The organism is Klebsiella sp. D-Nf1, assembly GCF_002810515.1.
Taxonomy (GTDB): Bacteria; Pseudomonadota; Gammaproteobacteria; order Enterobacterales; family Enterobacteriaceae; genus Klebsiella; species Klebsiella variicola.
Window position 1 is genome coordinate 902,033 of sequence record NZ_PIOK01000001.1, and the last position, 19,602, is coordinate 921,634.

Here is a 19,602-nt window from a genome sequence, read left to right on the forward strand (position 1 = left end):
GGTATCGGCGTGTAACCGAATGTACAACACGCCTGGCCGTGGGGAGTGGAAGGACGCGCCGGGCAACCCGGCGCGCACGATCACAGATAGCGGGCGGTAAGGTGTTCGCGGAAGTAGCGGCTATTAAGATCCTCGCCGGTGGCCTGCTGGATCAGCTGCGAGGTGGAGAAGCGGCTACCATGCTGCCAGATATTCTGCCGCAGCCAGTCGAACAGGGCGCTGAAATCTCCCTCCGCAATATCGCGGTCTAACGTCGGCAGCGCGCGCCGGGCGGCGGCCATCAGCTGGGCGGCATACATCGCGCCAAGCGTATAGGAAGGGAAATAGCCGAATCCGCCGTCGGTCCAGTGAATATCCTGCATACAGCCGTCCCGGTAGTTGCCGGTGGTCGACAGCCCCAGCCAGTGCTGCATCTTCTCGTCCCACAGCGATGGGATATCATCTACTTCAATCTCGCCGTCAATCAGCGCGCGTTCAATTTCATAACGCAGGATCACATGCGCCGGGTAGCTGACCTCATCGGCATCGACGCGAATAAAGCCCGGTTTCACCCGCTGATTCCAGGCGACAAAGTTATTGCTGCTAAAGGCCGGTTGATCGCCAAAGCGCTCACGCACCGCCGGTAACAGGCGGTTAAGGAAAGGCTCGCTACGTCCCAGCTGCATTTCAAAAAACAGGCTCTGCGACTCGTGGATAGCGGTGGAGCGGGCGAGTCCTACCGGCTGGTCGACCCACGGGCGAGGCAGATTCTGCTCATAGCGGGCATGGCCGGTTTCGTGGATCACGCCGAACAGGGCGCTGAGCAGGTCGTTTTCATTGTAGCGGGTGGTGATACGCACATCCTGGGGGACGCCGCCGCAGAATGGGTGGGCGCTGATGTCGAGGCGCCCGCCGTCGAAGTCAAAGCCGAGGATGCGCATGGCCTGCAGGCCCAGCTCGCGCTGATCGGCAATCGGGAAAGGCCCCTGCGGGGCGAGTAATGTTTGCGTCGCTTGCTTATCGACCGCTTGCCGCAGGAGGGAAGGCAGCCAGGACTTGAGGTCGGCAAACAGACTATCCAGCCGGGCGCTGGTCATATCTGGTTCGAAAATATCGAGCAGCGCGTCGTAGCGTGAGCCGCCTCTGGCCTCGGCGCGGATCTGCGCTTCCTGACGGCTCAGCTTGACCACCTCGCGAAGATTGTCGGCAAAGCCAGCCCAGTCGTTAGCGGGACGCTGGCTGCGCCAGGCATGCTCACAGCGGCTGCCGGCAAGGGATTTTGCCTCCACCAAGCTCTCCGGCAGCAGCGCGGCCTGATCGTACTGACGCTGCATTTCACGCAGGTTGGCCTGCTCGACGTCATTGAGGTCCTGCTGGCGGGCTTCCTGCAGCCATTGGCCCACTTTTTTTTTGGTCAGGATCTGATGCTGCAGCACGCCGAGCTCCGCCAGCGCTTCGCCTCGGGCGGCGCTGCCACCCGGAGGCATCATCGCAAACATATCCCAGCCAGCGATGGCGGAGAGATGCGAAAAGCGCGACAGGCGCTGAAAGGTACGGGTAAGCTGCTGATAAGGCGTATTTTCAGTCATAGTGGCGTTCGGTCCGTGACAGGTGAATGAACAGATTATCGGTATGCTTCTACACTATCCTGATACGCCTGGCGGGTCGAGCATTGTGCGCTGGAGGACCGGAAAAACGTCAGCCCGAGCGGGAAAGAAAAAAAAGTGACTCTGTGAGCAATATTGCAGAAAACGGTAACATATCGGAACTAAACTGTGATCTATAACGCAGGTCTGGAGGTTCGGGGGTGGTTTATGAATCCGTTCACCTGGCTGTTTATTGCACTACTGTCCGTTGATGCCGTCAGAGAGCTGATGGGCTTGTCTTCTATTATGGGCATGTGGTGAAACGTGGCCCGCAGGCCACGTCACACACGACTATTTCAGTCGTTGATGTAAGCAGGTGCCGGTCAACAGCGCGGCAAGGAGCAGCAGCGCGATAAACCCACCGACGCCATTCCAGCCGTAGTGATGCCAGAACACTCCGCCTAACGTTCCCGCAAGACTTGAACCCAAATAATAGCTGAACAGATACAGCGATGACGCCTGACCGCGGGCACGGCGGGCGCGTGGGCCAATCCAGCTGCTGGCGACGGAATGCGCGGCGAAGAAGCCAGCGGAAAACAGCAGCATGCCGATGAAAATAAGCCACAGGGAAGAAAAGAGCGTCAGCAGCAGGCCGCAGAGCATGACAGCGGTAAAGCCGAGCATCACCGGCCCGCGGCCAAAGCGTACGGTCATGGCGCCCGCCTTCGGTGAACTCCAGGTGCCGGTGAGATAAGCGACCGACAGCAGGCCTACCACCGCCTGGCTTAGCGACCACGGCGACATCATCAGGCGGTAGCCAATATAGTTAAACAGGGTGACAAAAGCGCCCATCAGCAGAAAACCTTCGACGAACAGCAGCGGCAGACCGCGGTCGCGCCAGTGCAGACGGAAGTTGATCAGCAAGTTTTTCGGTCGCAGCGAGGTCGAGCGGAAATGGCGCGACTCGGGCAGAATGCGCCAGAACATGATGGCCGCGGCCAGCGCGAAGCCACTGATCACCGCCAGCGCCACGCGCCAGCCGAAGAAATCGGTAAAGACCCCGGTCAGCAAGCGGCCGCTCATGCCGCCGATAGAGTTGCCGCTGATATATAAGCCCATCGAAAAGGCGACGAAGCTGGGGTGGATCTCCTCACTCAGATAGGTCATGCCGACCGCCGCCACGCCGCTCAGCGACAGGCCGATCAGGGCGCGCATAATGAGGATGCCGTGCCAGCTGGTCATCATGGTCGACAGCAGCGAGCAGCAGGCGGCCAGCAGCAGGGCGGTGACCATTACCGGCTTGCGCCCGATGGCGTCGGACAGCGGGCCGGTAAACAACAGGCCCACCGCCAGCATCGCCGTGGAAATGGAGAGTGAAATACTGCTGCTGGCCGGCGATACGCCGAACTCGTTCGACAGCACCGGCAGGATCGGTTGCACGCAGTAGAGCAGAGCAAAGGTGGCCAGACCGGCGGAGAACAGCGCGAGGGTGACGCGCATAAATTGCGGGGTGCCGCGCTTAATAAACTGATCCGGGCGGGATGCACCAGCGACGCTGACCTCGCCCGCCGGCACGGTGTCAACGGTTGTTGTACGACTCACAGAGAATTCCTTGCGTAGAAGTTGCTGCTTACCAACAGAATGTTGTGACCATTCAGCTCACATTTTTAGGGTATGAAAATGTAAATATTCTGTCTAATATATTAATAATCTCAAATAAGACGTTTTAAATATGAATATCGAGTTGCGTCATCTGCGCTACTTTGTCGCCGTCGCCGAGGAATTACATTTTGGCCGGGCCGCTGCGCGACTGAATATTTCTCAACCGCCGTTAAGCCAGCAAATTCAGATCCTCGAGCAGCAGACCGGCGCCCGCCTGTTCGCGCGCACCAATCGCAGCGTCAGCCTGACGGCGGCTGGAAAGCAGTTTCTCGCCGATAGCCGACAAATTCTTGCCCAGGTGGATGACGCGGCCGCCCGCGCTGCGCGTCTGCATCACGGTGAAACTGGCGAACTGCGTATCGGCTTTACCTCCTCGGCCCCCTTTATCAAGGCGGTATCCGATACGTTGTCGATGTTTCGTCAGCGCTACCCGGATGTGCATATTTTGACCCGCGAGACCAACACCCGCGAACAGATTGTGCCACTGAGCGAGGGGGCTCTCGATCTGGGGCTGCTGCGCAATACCCAACTGCCGGACACCCTGGCATGGGAACGAGTGCTGCGCGAGCCGTTGCTGGCGATGGTCCCGGCCGACCATCCGCTGGCCCGCCAGCCCTCGGTCAGCCTGGCGGCGCTGGCGCGCGAACCCTTCGTCTTTTTCGACCCGCACGTGGGTACCGGCCTGTATGACGATATCCTCGGCTTGCTGCGTCGTTACGGCCATACGCCGGTGATTGCCCAGGAGGTGGGGGAGGCGATGACCATTATTGGTCTGGTGGCCGCCGGACTGGGGGTGTCTATCCTGCCGGCCTCCTTTCAGCGCGTACAGCTCAGTGAAATGCGCTGGCTGCCGATCGACGAACAGGATGCGGTCTCGGAGATGTGGCTGGTGTGGTCGAAACATCATGAACAGGGGGCGCTGGCAAAACGCTTTCGCGAGTCGCTGCTGGCCTGGAAAACCGAGCAGAATTGAGGCGAAAAGGGGCTGGAAATGTGCGGTAAATCACAAGGCTAAGTAAAAATTTGACGTTCACCATCGAAGTGCTTCACCATAGCCGAAAGTTTATTTCGAAGCGCGAAAATAAAGGGAGTCAATGGTGGTAGCGGATAGTCAACCAGGCCATATCGATCAAATTAAGCAGACCAATGCGGGCGCTGTGTATCGCCTGATTGATCAGCTCGGCCCGGTATCGCGTATCGACCTCTCCCGATTTGCGCAACTGGCTCCCGCCAGCATCACCAAGATTGTCCGTGAGATGCTGGAAGCGCATCTGGTGCAGGAGACGGAGATCCAGGAGCCCGGCAGCCGTGGCCGCCCGGCGGTAGGGTTGATGGTGGAAACCGAGGCCTGGCACTATCTCGCGGTGCGCGTCAGCCGCGGCGAGATCCACCTTTCGCTGCGTGATTTAAGCAGTCAGCTGGTGGTGGAGGATCAGCTGGAGCTGGCCCTCACCGACAGCACGCCGTTTCTGACGCGCATTATTGACCACATCGATCGGTTCTTTATTCGTCACCAGAAGAAGCTGGAACGTCTCACCTCCATCGCCATGACGATGCCGGGTATTATTGATACCGAAAATGGCATTATTCATCGCATGCCGTTTTATGAGGATGTCAAAGATGTGCCGCTGGGCGATGTGCTGGCTAACCATACCGGGGTGCCGGTCTATATTCAGCATGACATCAGCGCCTGGACTATGGCGGAATCGTTGTTCGGCGCCTCGCGCGGCGCCCGGGACGTCATCCAGGTGGTTATCGATCATAACGTCGGCGCCGGGGTTATCACCGACGGGCGCCTGCTGCATGCCGGCAGCAGCAGCCTGGTGGAGATCGGCCATACTCAGGTCGATCCCTATGGCAAGCGCTGCTACTGCGGCAACCATGGCTGTCTGGAAACCATTGCCAGCGTAGAGAGCGTGCTGGAGCTGGCGCAGATGCGAATGGCCCAGTCGATGAGCTCGCTGCTGCACCAGCGTCCGCTGAGCGTGGAGTGGCTGTGCCAGGCCGCGCTGCAGGGCGATCTGCTGGCCAGAGACATTATCAGCGGCGTGGGTAACCACGTCGGCCGGATTCTGGCGATCATGGTCAATCTGTTTAACCCGCAGAAAATTCTGATTGGCTCGCCGTTTAATCTGGCGGCAGATATCCTTTTTCCGGCAATTTCCAGCTGCATTCGGCAACAATCACTCCCGGCCTACAGCCAGCATATCGCGGTTGAAAGCACCCAGTTTTCCAATCGCGGCACGATGGCTGGCGCGGCGCTGGTCAAGGATGCGCTCTATAACGGATCCTTACTCATACGACTGTTACAGGGTTAACATTTTTTCATAGTCGCACCAAAAATTGCGCTATCTCAAGCCGACCTCTGGCGGCATCACGTAGACTTTGCCCACTGTTGATTATTTCTCTCCCGTATATTTCATCGACAAAACTGTGGGGTTAGTGATGTTTAAGCGTTTCTTTATTACAGGTACAGACACCTCTGTCGGGAAGACAGTGGTTTCCCGTGCGCTGTTGCAGGCACTTGCTGCCAAAGGCAAAAGCGTGGCCGGGTACAAGCCTGTGGCGAAGGGCAGCAAAGAGACGCCAGACGGTTTGCGTAACAAAGACGCGCTGGTGCTGCAGAGCGTCTCCACGCTGGCGTTGCCGTATGAAGCTGTCAATCCCATAGCGTTAAGCGAAGACGAAAGCAGCGTGGCGCACAGCTGCCCGATCAACTATGGTTTGCTGTCGGATGGTTTGCAGCGACTGGCCGGCCAGGTCGATCACGTAGTGGTTGAAGGTACCGGCGGCTGGCGCAGCCTGATGAACGACCTGCGCCCGCTCTCCGAATGGGTGGTACAGGAGCAGCTCCCGGTGCTGATGGTGGTGGGGATCCAGGAGGGGTGTATCAACCATGCGCTGCTGACGGCCCAGGCGATCGCCAATGACGGACTGCCGCTGATCGGCTGGGTGGCCAACCGCATCAACCCCGGTCTGGCGCACTACGCCGAAATCATCGATGTCCTCAGCAAGAAGCTGCCGGCGCCGCTGATTGGCGAGCTGCCGTACCTGCCGCGCGCCGAACAGCGTGAGCTGAGCCGCTATGTCGACTTAGACATGCTCGGCAACGTGATGGCGATAGATCGAATCCCGGCGTAACGTCCGCGACAGCACCGACGCCACCACGCAGGTGATCAGCAGGCCGGGCAGCAGCGTATACTGCCCGGTCATCTCACATATCATCAGGGTCGACATGATTGGCGCATGGGTGGTGGCAGCCAGAAACGCCGCCATGCCGGTTAGACCGATCATCATAGCCATCTCTTCATTCCCGGGTAGCCATAGCCCGCTGACGCTGGCAAATAGCATGCCCATCGCCAGGCCGACAAACAGCGTGGGGGTAAAGACCCCGCCCGGCGCGCCGGAGCCGCTACTGGCCAGCACCGCCAGCAGTTTGCACAGGAAAACGCCGGCCAGCAGTAGGCCAGACGGCGGCACCTGCAAATAGCTTTGCACCACGCTGTAGCCGTTGCCCCACACCGCCGGGGTGATGAGCGATAAGCTGCCGACAATCAGCCCACCCAGCGCCAGCTGCCACGGCGGTGCCAGTTTCAGTTTGACGAAGCCACGGTGGCTGTAGTCCATCAGCCAGATAAACAGCGGGCCGCATACCCCGGCCAGCAGGCCAGTCGCCAGCATTAAACCATAGTGCAGCGCGCTGAGGTTTTGCTGCAGGACGACGTGGTACAGCGGCGTGGCGCCGCCGTTGAGAAACTGCGTCAACAGCAGGGCGATCACCGCCGAGATAACGACCGGCCCGAGCGAGGCCAGCATCAGCGTGCCAAAGAGAATTTCAGCAATAAACAGGCTGCCGGCCAGCGGGGCATGATAGGCGCTGGCCATCCCGGCAGCGGCGCCGCAGGCGACCCACAGCTTCCATTCAGTCTGCGGCGTGAAGCGGCGGGCGAACAGCGACGCCGCCAGCGCGGCCAGCAGGATCATGGCGCCTTCCCGGCCAATCGCGCTGCCGGTGACCACGACCAGCAATGACGCCAGCGATTTCACCAGGCTTGCCGGCGTATCGAAGCAACCGTCGCCGGTCTCCAGGGCTTCCATATAATCGGTGGCGGCATGCGGGCGCGCGATGCTGCGTCGCTGCCACAGCCAGAGAAGTGTCCCTGCCGCCAGGCCGCCCAGCGCCGGGGTAATCAGCCGCCGCCACGCCGGCAGCGACTGCGCCGCGTTGACCAGGCTCCCGCTGTCATTGCCAAGAAACAGCGTTTCCAGCACCACCATCGCATGGCGAAACAGCGCCACCGCCAGGGCGGCGAGAAGGCCAATCAGGGTGGCGATCAGCAGGCGGCGAAACATCACCTGCACATCAGGATAGGGATGAAGACGGTGCATCAGTTACGGCGAGGTTCGGAAAACATGGCCTTATTGTGATAGGGAATAACCTTAGATGCAAAAGCGATAAGTGCGGGTGAGGGGCTGGGAAGCGACGAAATAAAACCGCGCCGGATACCGGCGCGGTGAAGGGTTAACGATAGAGCGCTTTTTCCGCCACGGCGATCGGCAGATTCTCCTGCCACTGCGCCAGCGTTGCCTGCGCCAGCTGACCCAGCGCCTGGTAGAAGGGGTGGGCGGCATGGTCGACAAAGACGCTCAGGAAGCGCCCGGACCACGGCAGCAGGTGCCAGGCCAGCAGCTGGGCAAACAACGCATCCTGCTCCGTCTCGCACAGCCATGCCGCCAGCAGCAGCAGGGTGCCGAAATGATCTTCCGGTTCGTTACGCTCGGCGTCCAGTGCGATGCCGTTCGTGCGCATCCACTCGCGCAGGGCCAGCGTGGAATCGCCAAACAGCACTGACTCTTTATCCAGCCAGACGGATCCCCATGGCGGCGCCGGCAGGGCCCACGGGCCGATAAACAGGCGTTGCCAGGCTTCTGGTAATGACTCTTCCGTCGACGCGGCAAAGGCTGACGCCAGTGGGGCGGTTACCGGGAAGGGCCACTGTTGCTGCCAGCTGCCGTCCTGGAAGGCGGCGACCAGCGGCGCAATGTGCGCGCTATTCGGCGCATAAGAGAACAGCGCGCCCAGGGTGCGGGCGCTTAACGCGACAGCGTCGCGGTTTGGGATCGGCATCATTACTTATTCCTTTCTGCGGCGCGCGCCAGCGCGCCGTCTCATTAACCGGCAACCGCCATACCGACGGTCATATGCAGACCATAAAACAGGCCGCGACCAATACATTCCGCGATCAGGACCAGCAGCAGGCCGATCAGCAGCCCCGTAGCGCGCGGCGGTTGGCGGCGGATCAGCGGACACAGCCAGCAGCCAAGACCGAGAGCCAGCAGTATCAGGCGTAACGCCTGGAGTGTGCCGTAATCTGGCAGCAGGGTGGCTGCCTGCTGGACTGAACTGTGAATGGTGCTGAGCCCGGCGCTTTGCATAATGATAACGGCGGCGCTGATCGCCAGCGCGGCCACGCTGAGCCCGGCAAAAAACCAGCCGTTAAAGTCGACTTTCGCCAGCCGCAGCAGCAGGGCGGCGAACAGCGGCCCGCTGAGGAGCACCGTCAGGAAGAACGCGCTGGTAGTGTAGCCATTGTACCATGTTGGCACAGTATCGATTTGGTAAACCCGGGTCATCGCCAGAACAAACAGCAGCCCCAACAGCAGGGTGATCACCAGCCAGACTTTACCCAGCGCCGCCGGCATTTTGCCCACTACCGCGAGCAGCCACCAGAATCCTCCCACGGCGAAGAACAAGGCGCCGCTGGCGATTTCATTGCTCAGCGCCGAGGCGCCGACGCGGTTCAGCGAGTTAAACGCCCGCAGCGGCGAACCGAGATGCATCACTGAAGCAAGAAAACCGATGCCCATCAGCAGCCAGATAAAAAACATGCTGCGCACCAGCCGCTGCTGCGCTTCGCGCTGATCTGTCAGCGATAGCCAGCCCAGCCCGCTGACGAGGGTCGCGCCGACCACGCATTGCCCCAGTACCGTAAACAGCACCAGCGGCCATTCATGCCATCCGCTTCCCATCTCACACCTCCTTTGGATTTGCCAGATAACCGGTGGTATCGCCACACGGCCGGGCATTGGCGTTAGGTTTAATAACGATACTCGGCCTGGTAAAATGCGCCGAGGGCAGCGGGGCCACTGCGGCCAGCTGGCCGTGCTTGGCGCGCAGCTCGGCAATCGGCCCGAAATCGAGCGCCCGCAGCGGGCAGGATTCGACGCAGATCGGCTTTTTCCCCTCGGCGACGCGCTCGTGACAGCCGTCGCACTTGGTCATATGACCTTTGTCGGCGTTGTACTGCGGGGCGCCGTACGGGCAGGCCATCTGGCAGTAGCGGCAGCCAATGCACACCGCTTCGTTGACCACCACAAAACCATCGTCGCGCTTGTGCATCGCCCCACTCGGGCAGACCTTGGTGCAGGCCGGATCTTCGCAGTGGTTACAGGCGATGGAGAGGTAGTAGGCGAACACATTCTGCTGCCAGACGCCGTTGTCCTCCTGCCAGTCGCCGCCGGCATACTCATAGATGCGACGGAAGCTGACCTCCGGGGTGAGATTCTTGTAGTCCTTACAGGCCAGTTCGCAGGTTTTACACCCGGTACAGCGAGCGGAATCGATAAAGAATCCATATTGCGTGCTCATGGTTTACTCCTTAAACCTTCTCTATGTCGACCAGGTTGGTATGCTGTGGATTCCCCTTCGCCAGCGGCGATGGGCGGTGGGTGGTCAGCGTATTCATGCAGGCGCCATGGTCGATCCGGTCTCCGGCCATATTCGCGTCGTGCCAGGCGCCCTGGCCCATCGCCGACACGCCCGGCATGATGCGCGGCGTCACTTTCGCCGGAAGACGGACTTCGCCGCGCTGATTAAAGACGCGCACCATATCGCCGTTTTTAATCCCGCGTTTTTCCGCATCAAGCGGATTGAGCCACACCTCCTGGCGACAGGCCGCTTGTAATACATCGACGTTGCCGTAGCTGGAGTGGGTGCGCGCTTTATAGTGGAAACCAAACAGCTGCAGCGGATATTGGCCGCGCAGTGGATCGTCCCAACCTTCAAATGTGGAGGCGTAGACCGGCAGCGGGCTGATAACTTCGTCTTTCTCCAGCTGCCAGTGGGCGGCAATCTCGGCGAGCCGGCTGGAGTAGATTTCAATTTTGCCGGACGGGGTTTTGAGCGGATGCGCTTCAGGATCGCGGCGGAAGTCGCGATAGGCGACGAAGTGGCCGTTCGGATCTTTACGCTTGTAGATGCCCATCTGCTTCAGGTCGTCGTAGCCAGGTAGCGCGGGGTCTTTCGCCACCATTTTGGCATACAGATGCTGCAGCCACTGCGCCTGAGTGCGCCCCTCGGTAAAACGCTGGTACACGTCGTCGCCGAGTCGTTTCGCGACTTCACTTAAGATCCAGTAAATCGGTTTGCGTTCGAACTTCGCCGAGGTAGCGGGCTGGATAAAAATGAGATAGCCCATATTGCCGGCATAGTCGTTGGGAATAATATCTTCCTGCTCAACGGTCATCAGATCGGGCAGCAGCAGGTCGGCGTATTTCGCCGACGAGGTCATAAAGTTGTCGATAACCACAATGGTTTCGCACTTGCTTTCGTCCTGCAGGATCTCGTGGGTCTTATTGATGTCGGAGTGTTGGTTGATGATGGTGTTGCCCGCGTAGTTCCACAGGAACTTGATCGGCACATCCAGCTTCTCTTTGCCGCGCACGCCGTCGCGGGTGGCGGTCATCTCCGGGCCTCGAGCGATGGCGTCGGTCCAGGTGAAGCAGGAGATGGCGGTCTTCACCGGATTTTCCAGCACCGGCAGACGTTCGATAGTGATGGTGTAGGTTGATTCGCGGGCGCCGCTGTTGCCGCCGTTGATGCCGACGTTGCCGGTTAAGATCGGCAGCATGGCGATCGCGCGGGCGGAGAGTTCGCCGTTGGCCTGGCGCTGCGGTCCCCAGCCCTGGCAAATATAAGCCGGTTTACTCATGCCGATTTCGCGCGCCAGCTTAATGATGCGATCGGCGGGGATGCCGGTAATACGCGAGGCCCACTGCGGCGTTTTGGCGATCCCGTCGTCGCCCTCGCCAAGAATATACGCTTTGTAGTGGCCGTTTGCCGGCGCCCCGACCGGCAGCGTTTTCTCATCGTAGCCAACGCAGTATTTGTCGAGGAATGGCTGGTCGACGAGCCCCTCGTTTATCAGCACCCAGGCGATACCGGCGACCAGCGCGGCGTCCGTGCCGGGACGAATAGGGATCCACTCATCTTCCCGACCGGCAGCGGTATCGGTGTAGCGCGGGTCGATAACGATCATCCGCGCGTTAGAGCGCTCGCGAGCCTGCTCCAGATACCAGGTAATGCCGCCGCCGCTCATCCGGGTTTCCGCTGGGTTATTGCCGAACATCACCACCAGCTTGCTGTTTTCAATATCCGAAGTACTGTTGCCGTCGTTGCTGCCGTAGGTATAGGGCATCGCGCAGGCAATCTGTGCGGTGCTGTAGGTACCGTACTGGTTAAGCGAGCCGCCGTAGCAGTTCATCAGCCGCGCTACCGGCGACGCTGAAGGCGACGAACGGGTGATGTTGCCGCCGACGATCCCCGAAGAGTAGTTAATGTACACGGCTTCATTGCCATACTGGGCAACGGTGCTTTTCAGACGGTCAGCGAGGATATCCAGCGCCTCCTGCCAGCTGATGCGTTCAAATTTGCCTTCCCCGCGTTTACCGACGCGCTTCATGGGATAGTTAAGGCGATCCGGGTGATTGATGCGCCGACGAATCGAGCGCCCGCGCAGGCAGGCGCGGACCTGGTGGTCGCCGTAGCGGTCGTCGCCGGTGTTATCCGTTTCGACGTAAACCACTTCATCATCACGCACGTGCAGCCGCAGGGCGCAGCGGCTGCCACAGTTGACCGAACAGGCGCCCCAGACGACGCGGGTGTTGTCGCCGGTAGCCTGTTGTACTGCTGCCGCGGCGCTGCGCAGTGTAAAGGGCAGGGTCAGCCCGCCGGCGGATTCCTGATTCGACATTGCTCACTCCATGATAGTTATGCTGTGCGGAGAAGGGCCGCCACGTCATTAACAGACGCAGGGGTGAGCGATAATACGTTATGGGTAGCCAGCCGATCTTATCCCTGGTCAATGCAGGGATAAGATCTTTCATTTGAAACCGAAGAGGTCTTACTGAGCGTCGTTTTCGGCGGGACTGTCGCTGTTACGCGTATAGGTGATTTTGAAGGTGTCATTGGCGCAATGGCCGACCACCTGAACCCCGGGCTGGTCTGCCTGATCGTTTGGCACAATGGCCAGGCTGAAGGCAGTTTCCGGTACGCCATTGTTGATGATCTTCTGCTGGATGTCACTTTTAACCCGTTCACAAGAGTCGGGGGCCGCCAGCACGGTCGTGGAGCACAGCAGTAGCGCGGCGCCTGTCCAGAGGGATAGTTTCATCTTACACTCCTTATCGATGTTATCCAGAATTAAGCATAGCAGAACTGGTGTAAACAATTGTATTTGCTAATATGATCTGATGTACACAAAAGGAATCGCCTGTGAAAAGATTGTATTGGCTGATCCCGGCAGCGCTGCTGCTGACGGCGTGCGACCGCAAAAGCGCCCCGGAAGCCTTCACCCCCGAGATGGCGAGTTTTTCCAATGAGTTTGAGTTCGATCCGCTGCGCGGGCCGGTGAAAGATTTTAGCCAGACGCTATTGGATGAACACGATGTGGTGGTCAAAAAGGTGAGCGCTCAGCTGTCAAAAGAGGGATGTTTTGATCTGCTGACCCTGGAAGATGTGGAGAACAATACCGGCGCCACGCTGCTGCTGGATGCCAACTATTACGTCGATGGGCGCACCCACGAGAAGCGACTGCGCCTGCAGGGCAAGTGTCAGCTGGCAGAGATGCCTGCCACCGGGGTGAGCTGGGAGACGGATGATAACGGTTTTATTATCAGTGCCCGCGGCAAAGAGACCACCGCCACCTACCGCTATGACAGCGATGGCTATCCGCTGGGAAAAACCACCACCGCCAAAGAAGAGCAATTTACCGTCGCCTCCACGCCGTCGAAGGATCCGCGCAAGAAAATGGACTATACCGCCATCAGCACCTTCAACGAACGCACGCTGGGCACGGTGCGTCAGACCTGCGACTACGATCGCCACGACAATCCGCTGAGCTGTGAGCTGCAGGTTATTGATGAAAGCGTGCAGCCGCCGCTGACTCGCCACTACACCATCAAGAACCACATTGATTATTACTGAGCCGTCGGCTTCAGCAGGGCCGGACCAGGGGTTTTGTGTTCGGCCAGATACTGGTGCTGGAACAGACACATGCGGATGGTGTTGCGGTACTCGCCGTTAATGAAAAATTCATGGATCAGTTCACCCTCGACGATAAAGCCGAGCTTGCGGTAAATATGGATCGCTTTTTCATTCTCTTTATCGACAATTAAATACAGCTTATACAGATTAAGAACCGTAAAACCGTAGTCCATGGCCAGCCGCGCCGCGCGAGTGGCAAGGCCTTTTCCCTGGAAGTCCGGTGAGATAATGATCTGGAACTCGGCCCGGCGGTGCACATGGTTGATTTCAACCAGCTCCACCAGCCCGGCTTTATCGCCATTGCATTCGATCACAAAGCGACGCTCACTTTGATCGTGAATATGTTTGTCGTACAGATCGGAGAGCTCAACGAAGGCCTCGTACGGCTCTTCAAACCAGTAGCGCATGACGCTGGCGTTGTTATCGAGCTGGTGGACAAAGCGCAAATCTTCCCGTTCGAGGGGGCGGAGTTTGACGTGTAGCGCGTCAGTCATGGGTAATCCTGTGGTTAAAGCTGAACAGAGCGTTGTGAAAGGCGGCGCCCGCAGGCGCCAGCGTTGACAGGAAGCGGATCAGGGATTGATTGCCCGGCCGGTGCGGCGGTCAAGGCAGCGCAGGGTGTTCGGCTCCCAGTAGGCGTTGACGTTGGCGCTTTTCTGGCAGTTATCCTGCGCGTCGAAGGCGACATCGGTTTTGTCCCACTCTTTTTCCGCCCGCTTATTGACCTTCTGGCGCAGGCCGCGGGTGTCGTTCCATTGCTCTTTTTCCATCGACGCCTGCTGACGGCTTTGCGCGCTGTCGCCAGATTCAATCACCAGCCGGTCGGTGGCGGCGAAGGAGCTGGAGGTATAGACCACGGCGCTTAACGCCAGAATGGCGGTCAGGCACCAGCGTTTGTTCAGTGTCATGTTCATCACGATTTCCTTTAAGTGATGGGTTAATCCTCAGGTTAAGTTTACTACAGCTCTTATGCCGGGCATAGCCGACAAAACAGCGTAGGGAAAGGGCTATTATCGCGTAGAATGGTTCAACGCTTTGTCTCATTTACGAATCTTTTAATGCTCAAAACAACGCTATTGTTCTTTGCCACTGCCCTGTGCGAAATCATCGGCTGCTATCTGCCGTGGTTATGGTTAAAGCGCGGGGCCACGCCGCTACTGTTGATCCCCACCGGTCTGGCGCTGGCGCTGTTCGTCTGGCTCCTGACGCTCCATCCTGCCGCCAGCGGGCGGGTCTATGCCGCCTACGGTGGGGTGTACGTCTGTACCGCCTTACTCTGGCTGCGGGTAGTGGATGGCGTCAAGCTCAGCCATTACGACTGGGCCGGGGCGATCATCGCCCTGTGCGGCATGCTGATCATCGTGGCGGGCTGGGGTCGGGCCTGAGCTCGCCTTGTGTGATCGCTGCCGCTTTTTTAAACCCTAATTCTTGTATGGTAGTCGACCTGTTGCCTTACTTATCAGACATTCTCTTTTGTTATGACTCTGTAAGGAACAACGATGGCTATCGAGACACTTGCCGCCCGGACGGGGGCGACGCCGCTGCGCATCCGTCGGGTGCAGAAGATCACCCTGACGCTGCTGTTTATCGCCGGTATCGTCAACTTTCTTGACCGCTCTTCGCTGAGCGTCGCCGGGGAGGCAATACGCGCCGACCTGGGACTCAGCGCCACCGAGTTCGGGGTGCTGCTCTCCGCCTTTTCGCTCTCCTACGGCTTCGCACAATTGCCATCGGGAATACTGCTGGATCGCGTTGGACCGCGCATTGTGCTCGGCGCCGGACTGATTTTCTGGTCCGCAATGCAGGCCCTGACCGGGATGGTCAATTCGTTCTCGCATTTTATTCTGCTGCGCATTGGCCTTGGGATTGGTGAAGCGCCATTTATGCCCGCCGGTGTGAAATCAATCAATGACTGGTATGCGCAAAGAGAGCGCGGTACGGCGGTGGGGATATTTAACTCCTCGACGGTGCTGGGGCAGGCCATTGCGCCACCGGCTCTGGTTATTATGCAACTGGCCTGGGGCTGGCGAACGATGTTTGTGGTGATTGGCTTAGCCGGTATCGTGGTCGGTCTGTGCTGGTATGTGGGCTACCGAAATCGCCGGCACTTCACCCTGCAGGAAGAGGAGCAGCAGTATCTGGCCAGCGAGGAGGTGGCCCGCCCGGCGCTGAAATTTAGCGAATGGCTGGCTCTGTTTAAACGGCGCACCACCTGGGGGATGATTCTGGGCTTTTCCGGTGTGAACTACACCGGCTGGCTGTATATCGCCTGGCTGCCCGGCTATTTGCAGGCGCAGCAAGGGTTAAGCCTGGCCCGTACCGGCTGGGTGGCGGCGATCCCGTTCCTTGCCGCGGCGGTGGGGATGTGGGTCAATGGCCTGGTGGTCGATGCCCTGGCGCGCAGAGGTTACGATCTGGCGAAAACCCGCAAAATGGCGATCGTGATCGGTCTGGTGCTGTCGGCCCTGGGCACCTTGCTGGTGGTACAATCCTCCACGCCGACCCAGGCGGTGGCTTTTATCTCCATGGCGCTGTTTTGCGTCCATTTTGCCGGGACGTCGGCCTGGGGGCTGGTGCAGGTATTGGTGGCGGAGCATAAAGTGGCTTCGGTGGCAGCGATCCAAAACTTTGGCAGCTTTGTGTTTGCCTCCTTTGCGCCGATCGTCACCGGCTGGGTGGTGGATACCACCCATTCTTTTAATCTGGCGCTGGTGATCGCCGCCGGCGTGACCTTCACCGGGGCGTTGTGTTACTTCTTTATCGTTAAAACCCGTATCGACTAACCGCCAGACCGGACTCCCGGCTAAGTGACAGGCCCGCAGGGACGCGTGGCCGGTGTGTCATTCGTCGACTTCTTTTATTTCCTCGCGGCGACTATTTCCCATTCCATCAGCGATGATTTTGTGACGGTTCACTCCCGGCAGCGAACCGGCTACATCTTCTTGTATGGTAGTTGACAGAAATCAAAGATGTTATACCAATTGCGTGCGATGGTTGAGACACAAAGGCATTCTCCTCGAGAGTTCTCCCCGAGAATGGTTGATGAGACACATAACAACGAGAGTCATCATGGAAAACACCCTTTTAACCGCCAACGCCATGCTGCCAGGCTACGATCGCAGCGCGCTGATCCCCCGTATCGTGCACCTTGGTTTTGGCGCATTCCACCGCGCCCATCAGGCGGTATATGCCGATATTCTTGCCAGTGAACATGGCAGCGACTGGGGCTATACCGAAGTCAATCTTATCGGCGGCGAGCAGCAGATCGCCGACCTCCGCCAGCAGGATCGGCTGTACACTGTGGCCGAAATGTCCGCCGACGCCTGGACCGCACGCGTGGTTGGGGTGGTGAAGCAGGCGCTGCACGCCCAGGTTGATGGCCTCGAAGCGGTGCTGGCGGCGATGTGTGAGCCTCAGGTAGCCATTGTATCCCTGACCATTACCGAGAAAGGTTATTGTCATTCGCCGGCCAGCGGCGAGCTGCAGCTCGATCACCCGCTGATCGTCGCCGATCTGCACAACCCGCACCAGCCAAAATCGGCGCCGGGTGTGGTGGTAGAGGCTCTGGCTCGCCGTCGGGCGGCAGGCTTGCCGGCTTTTACCGTGATGTCCTGCGACAACATGCCGGAAAACGGTCACGTCATGCGCAATGTCGTCTGCGCCTACGCCCGGGCGCTGGACGCGGAGCTAGCGGCCTGGATTGAACAGAATGCCACCTTCCCATCGACCATGGTGGACCGCATTGTCCCGGCCGTTACCGCGGAAACCCTCGATAAAATTGAGCAACTGACCGGCGTGCGCGACCCGGCCGGGGTGGCCTGCGAACCTTTCCGTCAGTGGGTGATTGAGGATAACTTTGTTGCCGGACGTCCGCAGTGGGAAAAAGCGGGAGCGGAACTGGTCGCCGATGTGGTGCCTTTTGAAGAGATGAAGCTGAGGATGCTCAACGGTAGCCACTCGTTCCTGGCGTACCTGGGCTATCTGGCCGGTTATCAGCACATCAACGACTGTATGCAGGATGACAACTACCGCCGCGCGGCGCTGGCGCTGATGCTGGACGAACAGGCGCCGACGCTGAAAGTGCAGGGGGTGGATCTACCGCGCTACGCCAGTCTGCTGATTGACCGCTACTGCAATCCGGCGCTGAAGCACCGTACCTGGCAGATAGCCATGGACGGCAGCCAGAAGTTGCCGCAGCGCATGCTGGACTCAGTACGCTGGCATCTGGCGCACCAGCAAGATTTCACACTGCTGGCGCTCGGTGTGGCGGGCTGGATGCGCTATGTCGGCGGCGTTGACGATGCCGGCCAGCCGATTGAGATTTGCGATCCGCTGTTGCCGGTTATCCAACAGGCGGTGGCGGCCAGCGCCGAGGGTGAAGCGCGGGTGAAAGCGCTGCTGGGTATTGAGGCGATCTTCGGCCTGGCGTTGCCGCAGGAGCCCCGTTTCGTCTCGGCGGTGACCCGCGCCTATCTGGCGCTGCAGCGGCAGGGGGCCAAAGCCACCGTCGCCGCGTGGGCTGCCGAGCAATAATCCGCTTCCGGTGTCGGCCTCATCGTCGACACCGGCTATTTTGTTATCTCTGCCACCTTCCGCTGATATTTCCTTTTCTTTGCTGTCGATCGGTTTTGGCGTGCTGAAAATATGATCGAACGCAATGTCTATACATAACTCTATATTTCCCTGATTTACTAAAGATAATTAGCTGTTATTTTTCCGAATAATGGCTGGTAATTTACTGCCATAATGGCATAGTTAAGTCATTGAAAAAGAACTTTCTCTGGAAAAGGAGTACGGGCCATGTATAAAAAAATTTTATTGCCTGTTGATGTCTTTGAAATGGATTTAAGCGATAAAGCTGTGCGTCACGCGGAATTCCTCGCCACTGCAGAAAACGGTGAAATCACATTGCTCAACGTTCTGCCGAACAGCAGTCGTTCGCTATTACGCGGTTTTACGGCGGATATTCGTAAATTCGAAGCCTATATGAAAGAAGAGTCGGAGAAAAAGATGCGCGAGGTGGCGCGACTGTTTGACATCCCGATGTCGCGGATCCATACCCGGGTGGTCTTTGGTAACGTGCGCGACGAAATTCTGGCTATCAGTAATAACGAAGAGTTCGATGTGATAGTGGTTGGCTCCCGCAAACCGGGCATCTCCACCCATCTGCTGGGCTCCAACGCCGAGTCGATTCTGCGCTACGCCAAAACGCCGGTGCTGGTCGTCCGTTAATCCCCTCAATCACGACGGCTGCGTCAGCCACGCTGGGCAGCCGTCTGACCATTAATCTTCGCTAAACCAGTCGCGGTTCTCCTGGCGGATCAGTAACACGGACTCGCTGATTTCATGCAGATGGACATTCATTGCCTGCTCTACTGCCTCCGCGTCGCGTTTTTCCAGCGCGGTGAAAATCTCATGGTGCTGACGCAGGAGCATCTCCGGCGAGGTGATATGGTCCAGGCTCATGTAGCGCACGCGGTCGATGGCGGCTTTAATATTTTCCACCGTATCCCATGCCAGCTGACAATCGGCAATGATCGACAGCTTCTGGTGAAACTCATCATCAAGCAGGAAAAAGTCGTTTGATTGTTGTCTGTCGACGGCAATACGCTGCTGATGGAGATTCTGCTCCAGCTGATAAACCTGTTCATCGTTAATCATGCCGGCGGCGCGGCGGACCACCGCGCACTCAATCGCCTGGCGGACAAAGCAACCATTGCGCACCTGCGACAAGGAAATTTTATTGACGTAGCTGCCGCGCTGGGGACGTATCTGGATAAGCCCATTTTCCGCCAGCTTGATGAAGGCCTCGCGCACCGGCTGACGTGACACATCGAAACGCACGGAGACTTCTTTCTCGGACAGCGGTGTGCCAGGCGGGATCAGGCAGTGAACGATATCCCGGCGGAGGATGCGATAAATTTGCTGATTGACGGGTTGCGTCGGATTCAGTTGCGATTCTGCGGCCATTGATGGTTACTTTTTAAGGGATTATGCGCACTATTTTACGCGTTTTTTGCGGTTCCGCCCATACCCGGCCCGCAGGCCGGG

At 58.7% G+C, this 19,602-nt stretch carries 19 protein-coding genes and 1 pseudogene; 9 read left to right on the forward strand and 11 right to left on the reverse strand.

Annotation, left to right across the window (positions count from 1 at the left end; all coding sequences use genetic code 11):
* Positions 1 to 80 precede the first annotated feature (80 nt).
* The gene (locus tag CWM54_RS04365; RefSeq protein ID WP_100696132.1) at positions 81 to 1,568 is read right to left on the reverse strand and encodes a carboxypeptidase M32; all 1,488 of its coding nucleotides are present in this window, start codon (positions 1,566 to 1,568) and stop codon (positions 81 to 83) included.
* 225 nt (positions 1,569 to 1,793) lie between these two features.
* Between CWM54_RS04365 and CWM54_RS29160 the strand changes: the two genes are divergently transcribed.
* Entirely contained in the window at positions 1,794 to 1,886 is a 93-nt protein-coding gene (locus CWM54_RS29160) for a KPN_01571 family protein (protein ID WP_004206050.1), read from the forward strand.
* 30 nt (positions 1,887 to 1,916) lie between these two features.
* On the opposite strand, the gene CWM54_RS04370 is transcribed toward CWM54_RS29160, so the two are convergent.
* Positions 1,917 to 3,167 carry an MFS transporter gene (locus CWM54_RS04370; protein WP_008805023.1) on the reverse strand — a complete coding sequence of 417 codons (1,251 nt, stop codon included), beginning with the start codon at positions 3,165 to 3,167 and terminating at the stop codon, positions 1,917 to 1,919.
* Positions 3,168 to 3,297: 130 nt separating this feature from the next.
* On the opposite strand from CWM54_RS04370, the gene CWM54_RS04375 reads away from it, so the two are divergent.
* From CWM54_RS04375 to bioD, 3 genes are all read left to right on the forward strand, one after another.
* Positions 3,298 to 4,200 carry a LysR family transcriptional regulator gene (locus CWM54_RS04375; protein WP_100680148.1) on the forward strand — a complete coding sequence of 301 codons (903 nt, stop codon included), beginning with the start codon at positions 3,298 to 3,300 and terminating at the stop codon, positions 4,198 to 4,200.
* A gap of 124 nt (positions 4,201 to 4,324) precedes the next feature.
* Positions 4,325 to 5,545, forward strand: coding sequence for a sugar metabolism global transcriptional regulator Mlc (gene mlc / locus CWM54_RS04380; protein WP_044649713.1), 1,221 nt, complete (start codon positions 4,325 to 4,327; stop codon positions 5,543 to 5,545).
* 127 nt (positions 5,546 to 5,672) lie between these two features.
* Entirely contained in the window at positions 5,673 to 6,368 is a 696-nt protein-coding gene (bioD, locus tag CWM54_RS04385; protein WP_061154702.1) for a dethiobiotin synthase, read from the forward strand.
* Here the strand turns inward: bioD and clcB are convergent.
* The 6 genes and pseudogenes from clcB to CWM54_RS04415 form a co-directional block, all read right to left on the reverse strand.
* Positions 6,321 to 7,616: a voltage-gated ClC-type chloride channel ClcB gene (clcB, locus tag CWM54_RS04390; RefSeq protein ID WP_100680149.1), complete on the reverse strand. Its 1,296-nt coding sequence runs from the start codon at positions 7,614 to 7,616 to the stop codon at positions 6,321 to 6,323. The genes bioD and clcB overlap by 48 nt on opposite strands.
* Positions 7,617 to 7,749: 133 nt before the next feature.
* Positions 7,750 to 8,358, reverse strand: a complete 609-nt coding sequence (gene dmsD, locus CWM54_RS04395; protein WP_008805018.1) for a Tat proofreading chaperone DmsD — start codon at positions 8,356 to 8,358, stop codon at positions 7,750 to 7,752.
* A gap of 41 nt (positions 8,359 to 8,399) precedes the next feature.
* Complete coding sequence (locus CWM54_RS04400; protein ID WP_100696133.1) at positions 8,400 to 9,257, reverse strand: DmsC/YnfH family molybdoenzyme membrane anchor subunit; 858 nt, start codon at positions 9,255 to 9,257, stop codon at positions 8,400 to 8,402.
* Position 9,258: 1 nt separating this feature from the next.
* Positions 9,259 to 9,876 (reverse strand): DMSO/selenate family reductase complex B subunit, encoded by a 618-nt coding sequence (locus CWM54_RS04405; RefSeq protein WP_100696135.1) that lies wholly within the window; start codon positions 9,874 to 9,876, stop codon positions 9,259 to 9,261.
* Positions 9,877 to 9,886: 10 nt separating this feature from the next.
* Positions 9,887 to 12,244 (reverse strand): annotated as a pseudogene (gene ynfE, locus CWM54_RS04410) (selenate/tellurate reductase subunit YnfE); the annotation flags it as partial.
* A 165-nt stretch (positions 12,245 to 12,409) separates the two neighbouring features.
* Positions 12,410 to 12,679 (reverse strand): DUF1161 domain-containing protein, encoded by a 270-nt coding sequence (locus tag CWM54_RS04415; protein WP_008805014.1) that lies wholly within the window; start codon positions 12,677 to 12,679, stop codon positions 12,410 to 12,412.
* A 101-nt stretch (positions 12,680 to 12,780) separates the two neighbouring features.
* Between CWM54_RS04415 and CWM54_RS04420 the strand changes: the two genes are divergently transcribed.
* The gene (locus CWM54_RS04420; RefSeq protein WP_100696139.1) at positions 12,781 to 13,491 is read left to right on the forward strand and encodes a YnfC family lipoprotein; all 711 of its coding nucleotides are present in this window, start codon (positions 12,781 to 12,783) and stop codon (positions 13,489 to 13,491) included.
* On the opposite strand, the gene speG is transcribed toward CWM54_RS04420, so the two are convergent.
* Together speG and CWM54_RS04430 are read right to left on the reverse strand one after the other, a co-directional pair.
* Complete coding sequence (speG, locus tag CWM54_RS04425) at positions 13,485 to 14,045, reverse strand: spermidine N1-acetyltransferase (RefSeq protein ID WP_008805012.1); 561 nt, start codon at positions 14,043 to 14,045, stop codon at positions 13,485 to 13,487. The genes CWM54_RS04420 and speG overlap by 7 nt on opposite strands.
* Positions 14,046 to 14,123: 78 nt before the next feature.
* On the reverse strand, positions 14,124 to 14,465 hold the full coding sequence (locus tag CWM54_RS04430; protein ID WP_061154695.1) for a DUF1283 family protein: 342 nt from the start codon (positions 14,463 to 14,465) through the stop codon (positions 14,124 to 14,126).
* Positions 14,466 to 14,573: 108 nt separating this feature from the next.
* On the opposite strand from CWM54_RS04430, the gene CWM54_RS04435 reads away from it, so the two are divergent.
* From CWM54_RS04435 to CWM54_RS04450, 4 genes are all read left to right on the forward strand, one after another.
* A complete protein-coding gene (locus tag CWM54_RS04435; protein WP_162493261.1) occupies positions 14,574 to 14,936 on the forward strand; it encodes a YnfA family protein in 363 nt (120 codons plus the stop codon).
* A gap of 114 nt (positions 14,937 to 15,050) precedes the next feature.
* Complete coding sequence (locus CWM54_RS04440; RefSeq protein WP_064170107.1) at positions 15,051 to 16,334, forward strand: MFS transporter; 1,284 nt, start codon at positions 15,051 to 15,053, stop codon at positions 16,332 to 16,334.
* A gap of 286 nt (positions 16,335 to 16,620) precedes the next feature.
* Positions 16,621 to 18,084 (forward strand): mannitol dehydrogenase family protein, encoded by a 1,464-nt coding sequence (locus CWM54_RS04445; protein WP_100696141.1) that lies wholly within the window; start codon positions 16,621 to 16,623, stop codon positions 18,082 to 18,084.
* 267 nt (positions 18,085 to 18,351) lie between these two features.
* Complete coding sequence (locus CWM54_RS04450; RefSeq protein WP_008805007.1) at positions 18,352 to 18,783, forward strand: universal stress protein; 432 nt, start codon at positions 18,352 to 18,354, stop codon at positions 18,781 to 18,783.
* A gap of 51 nt (positions 18,784 to 18,834) precedes the next feature.
* On the opposite strand, the gene CWM54_RS04455 is transcribed toward CWM54_RS04450, so the two are convergent.
* The gene (locus tag CWM54_RS04455; protein ID WP_008805006.1) at positions 18,835 to 19,521 is read right to left on the reverse strand and encodes a GntR family transcriptional regulator; all 687 of its coding nucleotides are present in this window, start codon (positions 19,519 to 19,521) and stop codon (positions 18,835 to 18,837) included.
* Positions 19,522 to 19,602: the final 81 nt, after the last annotated feature.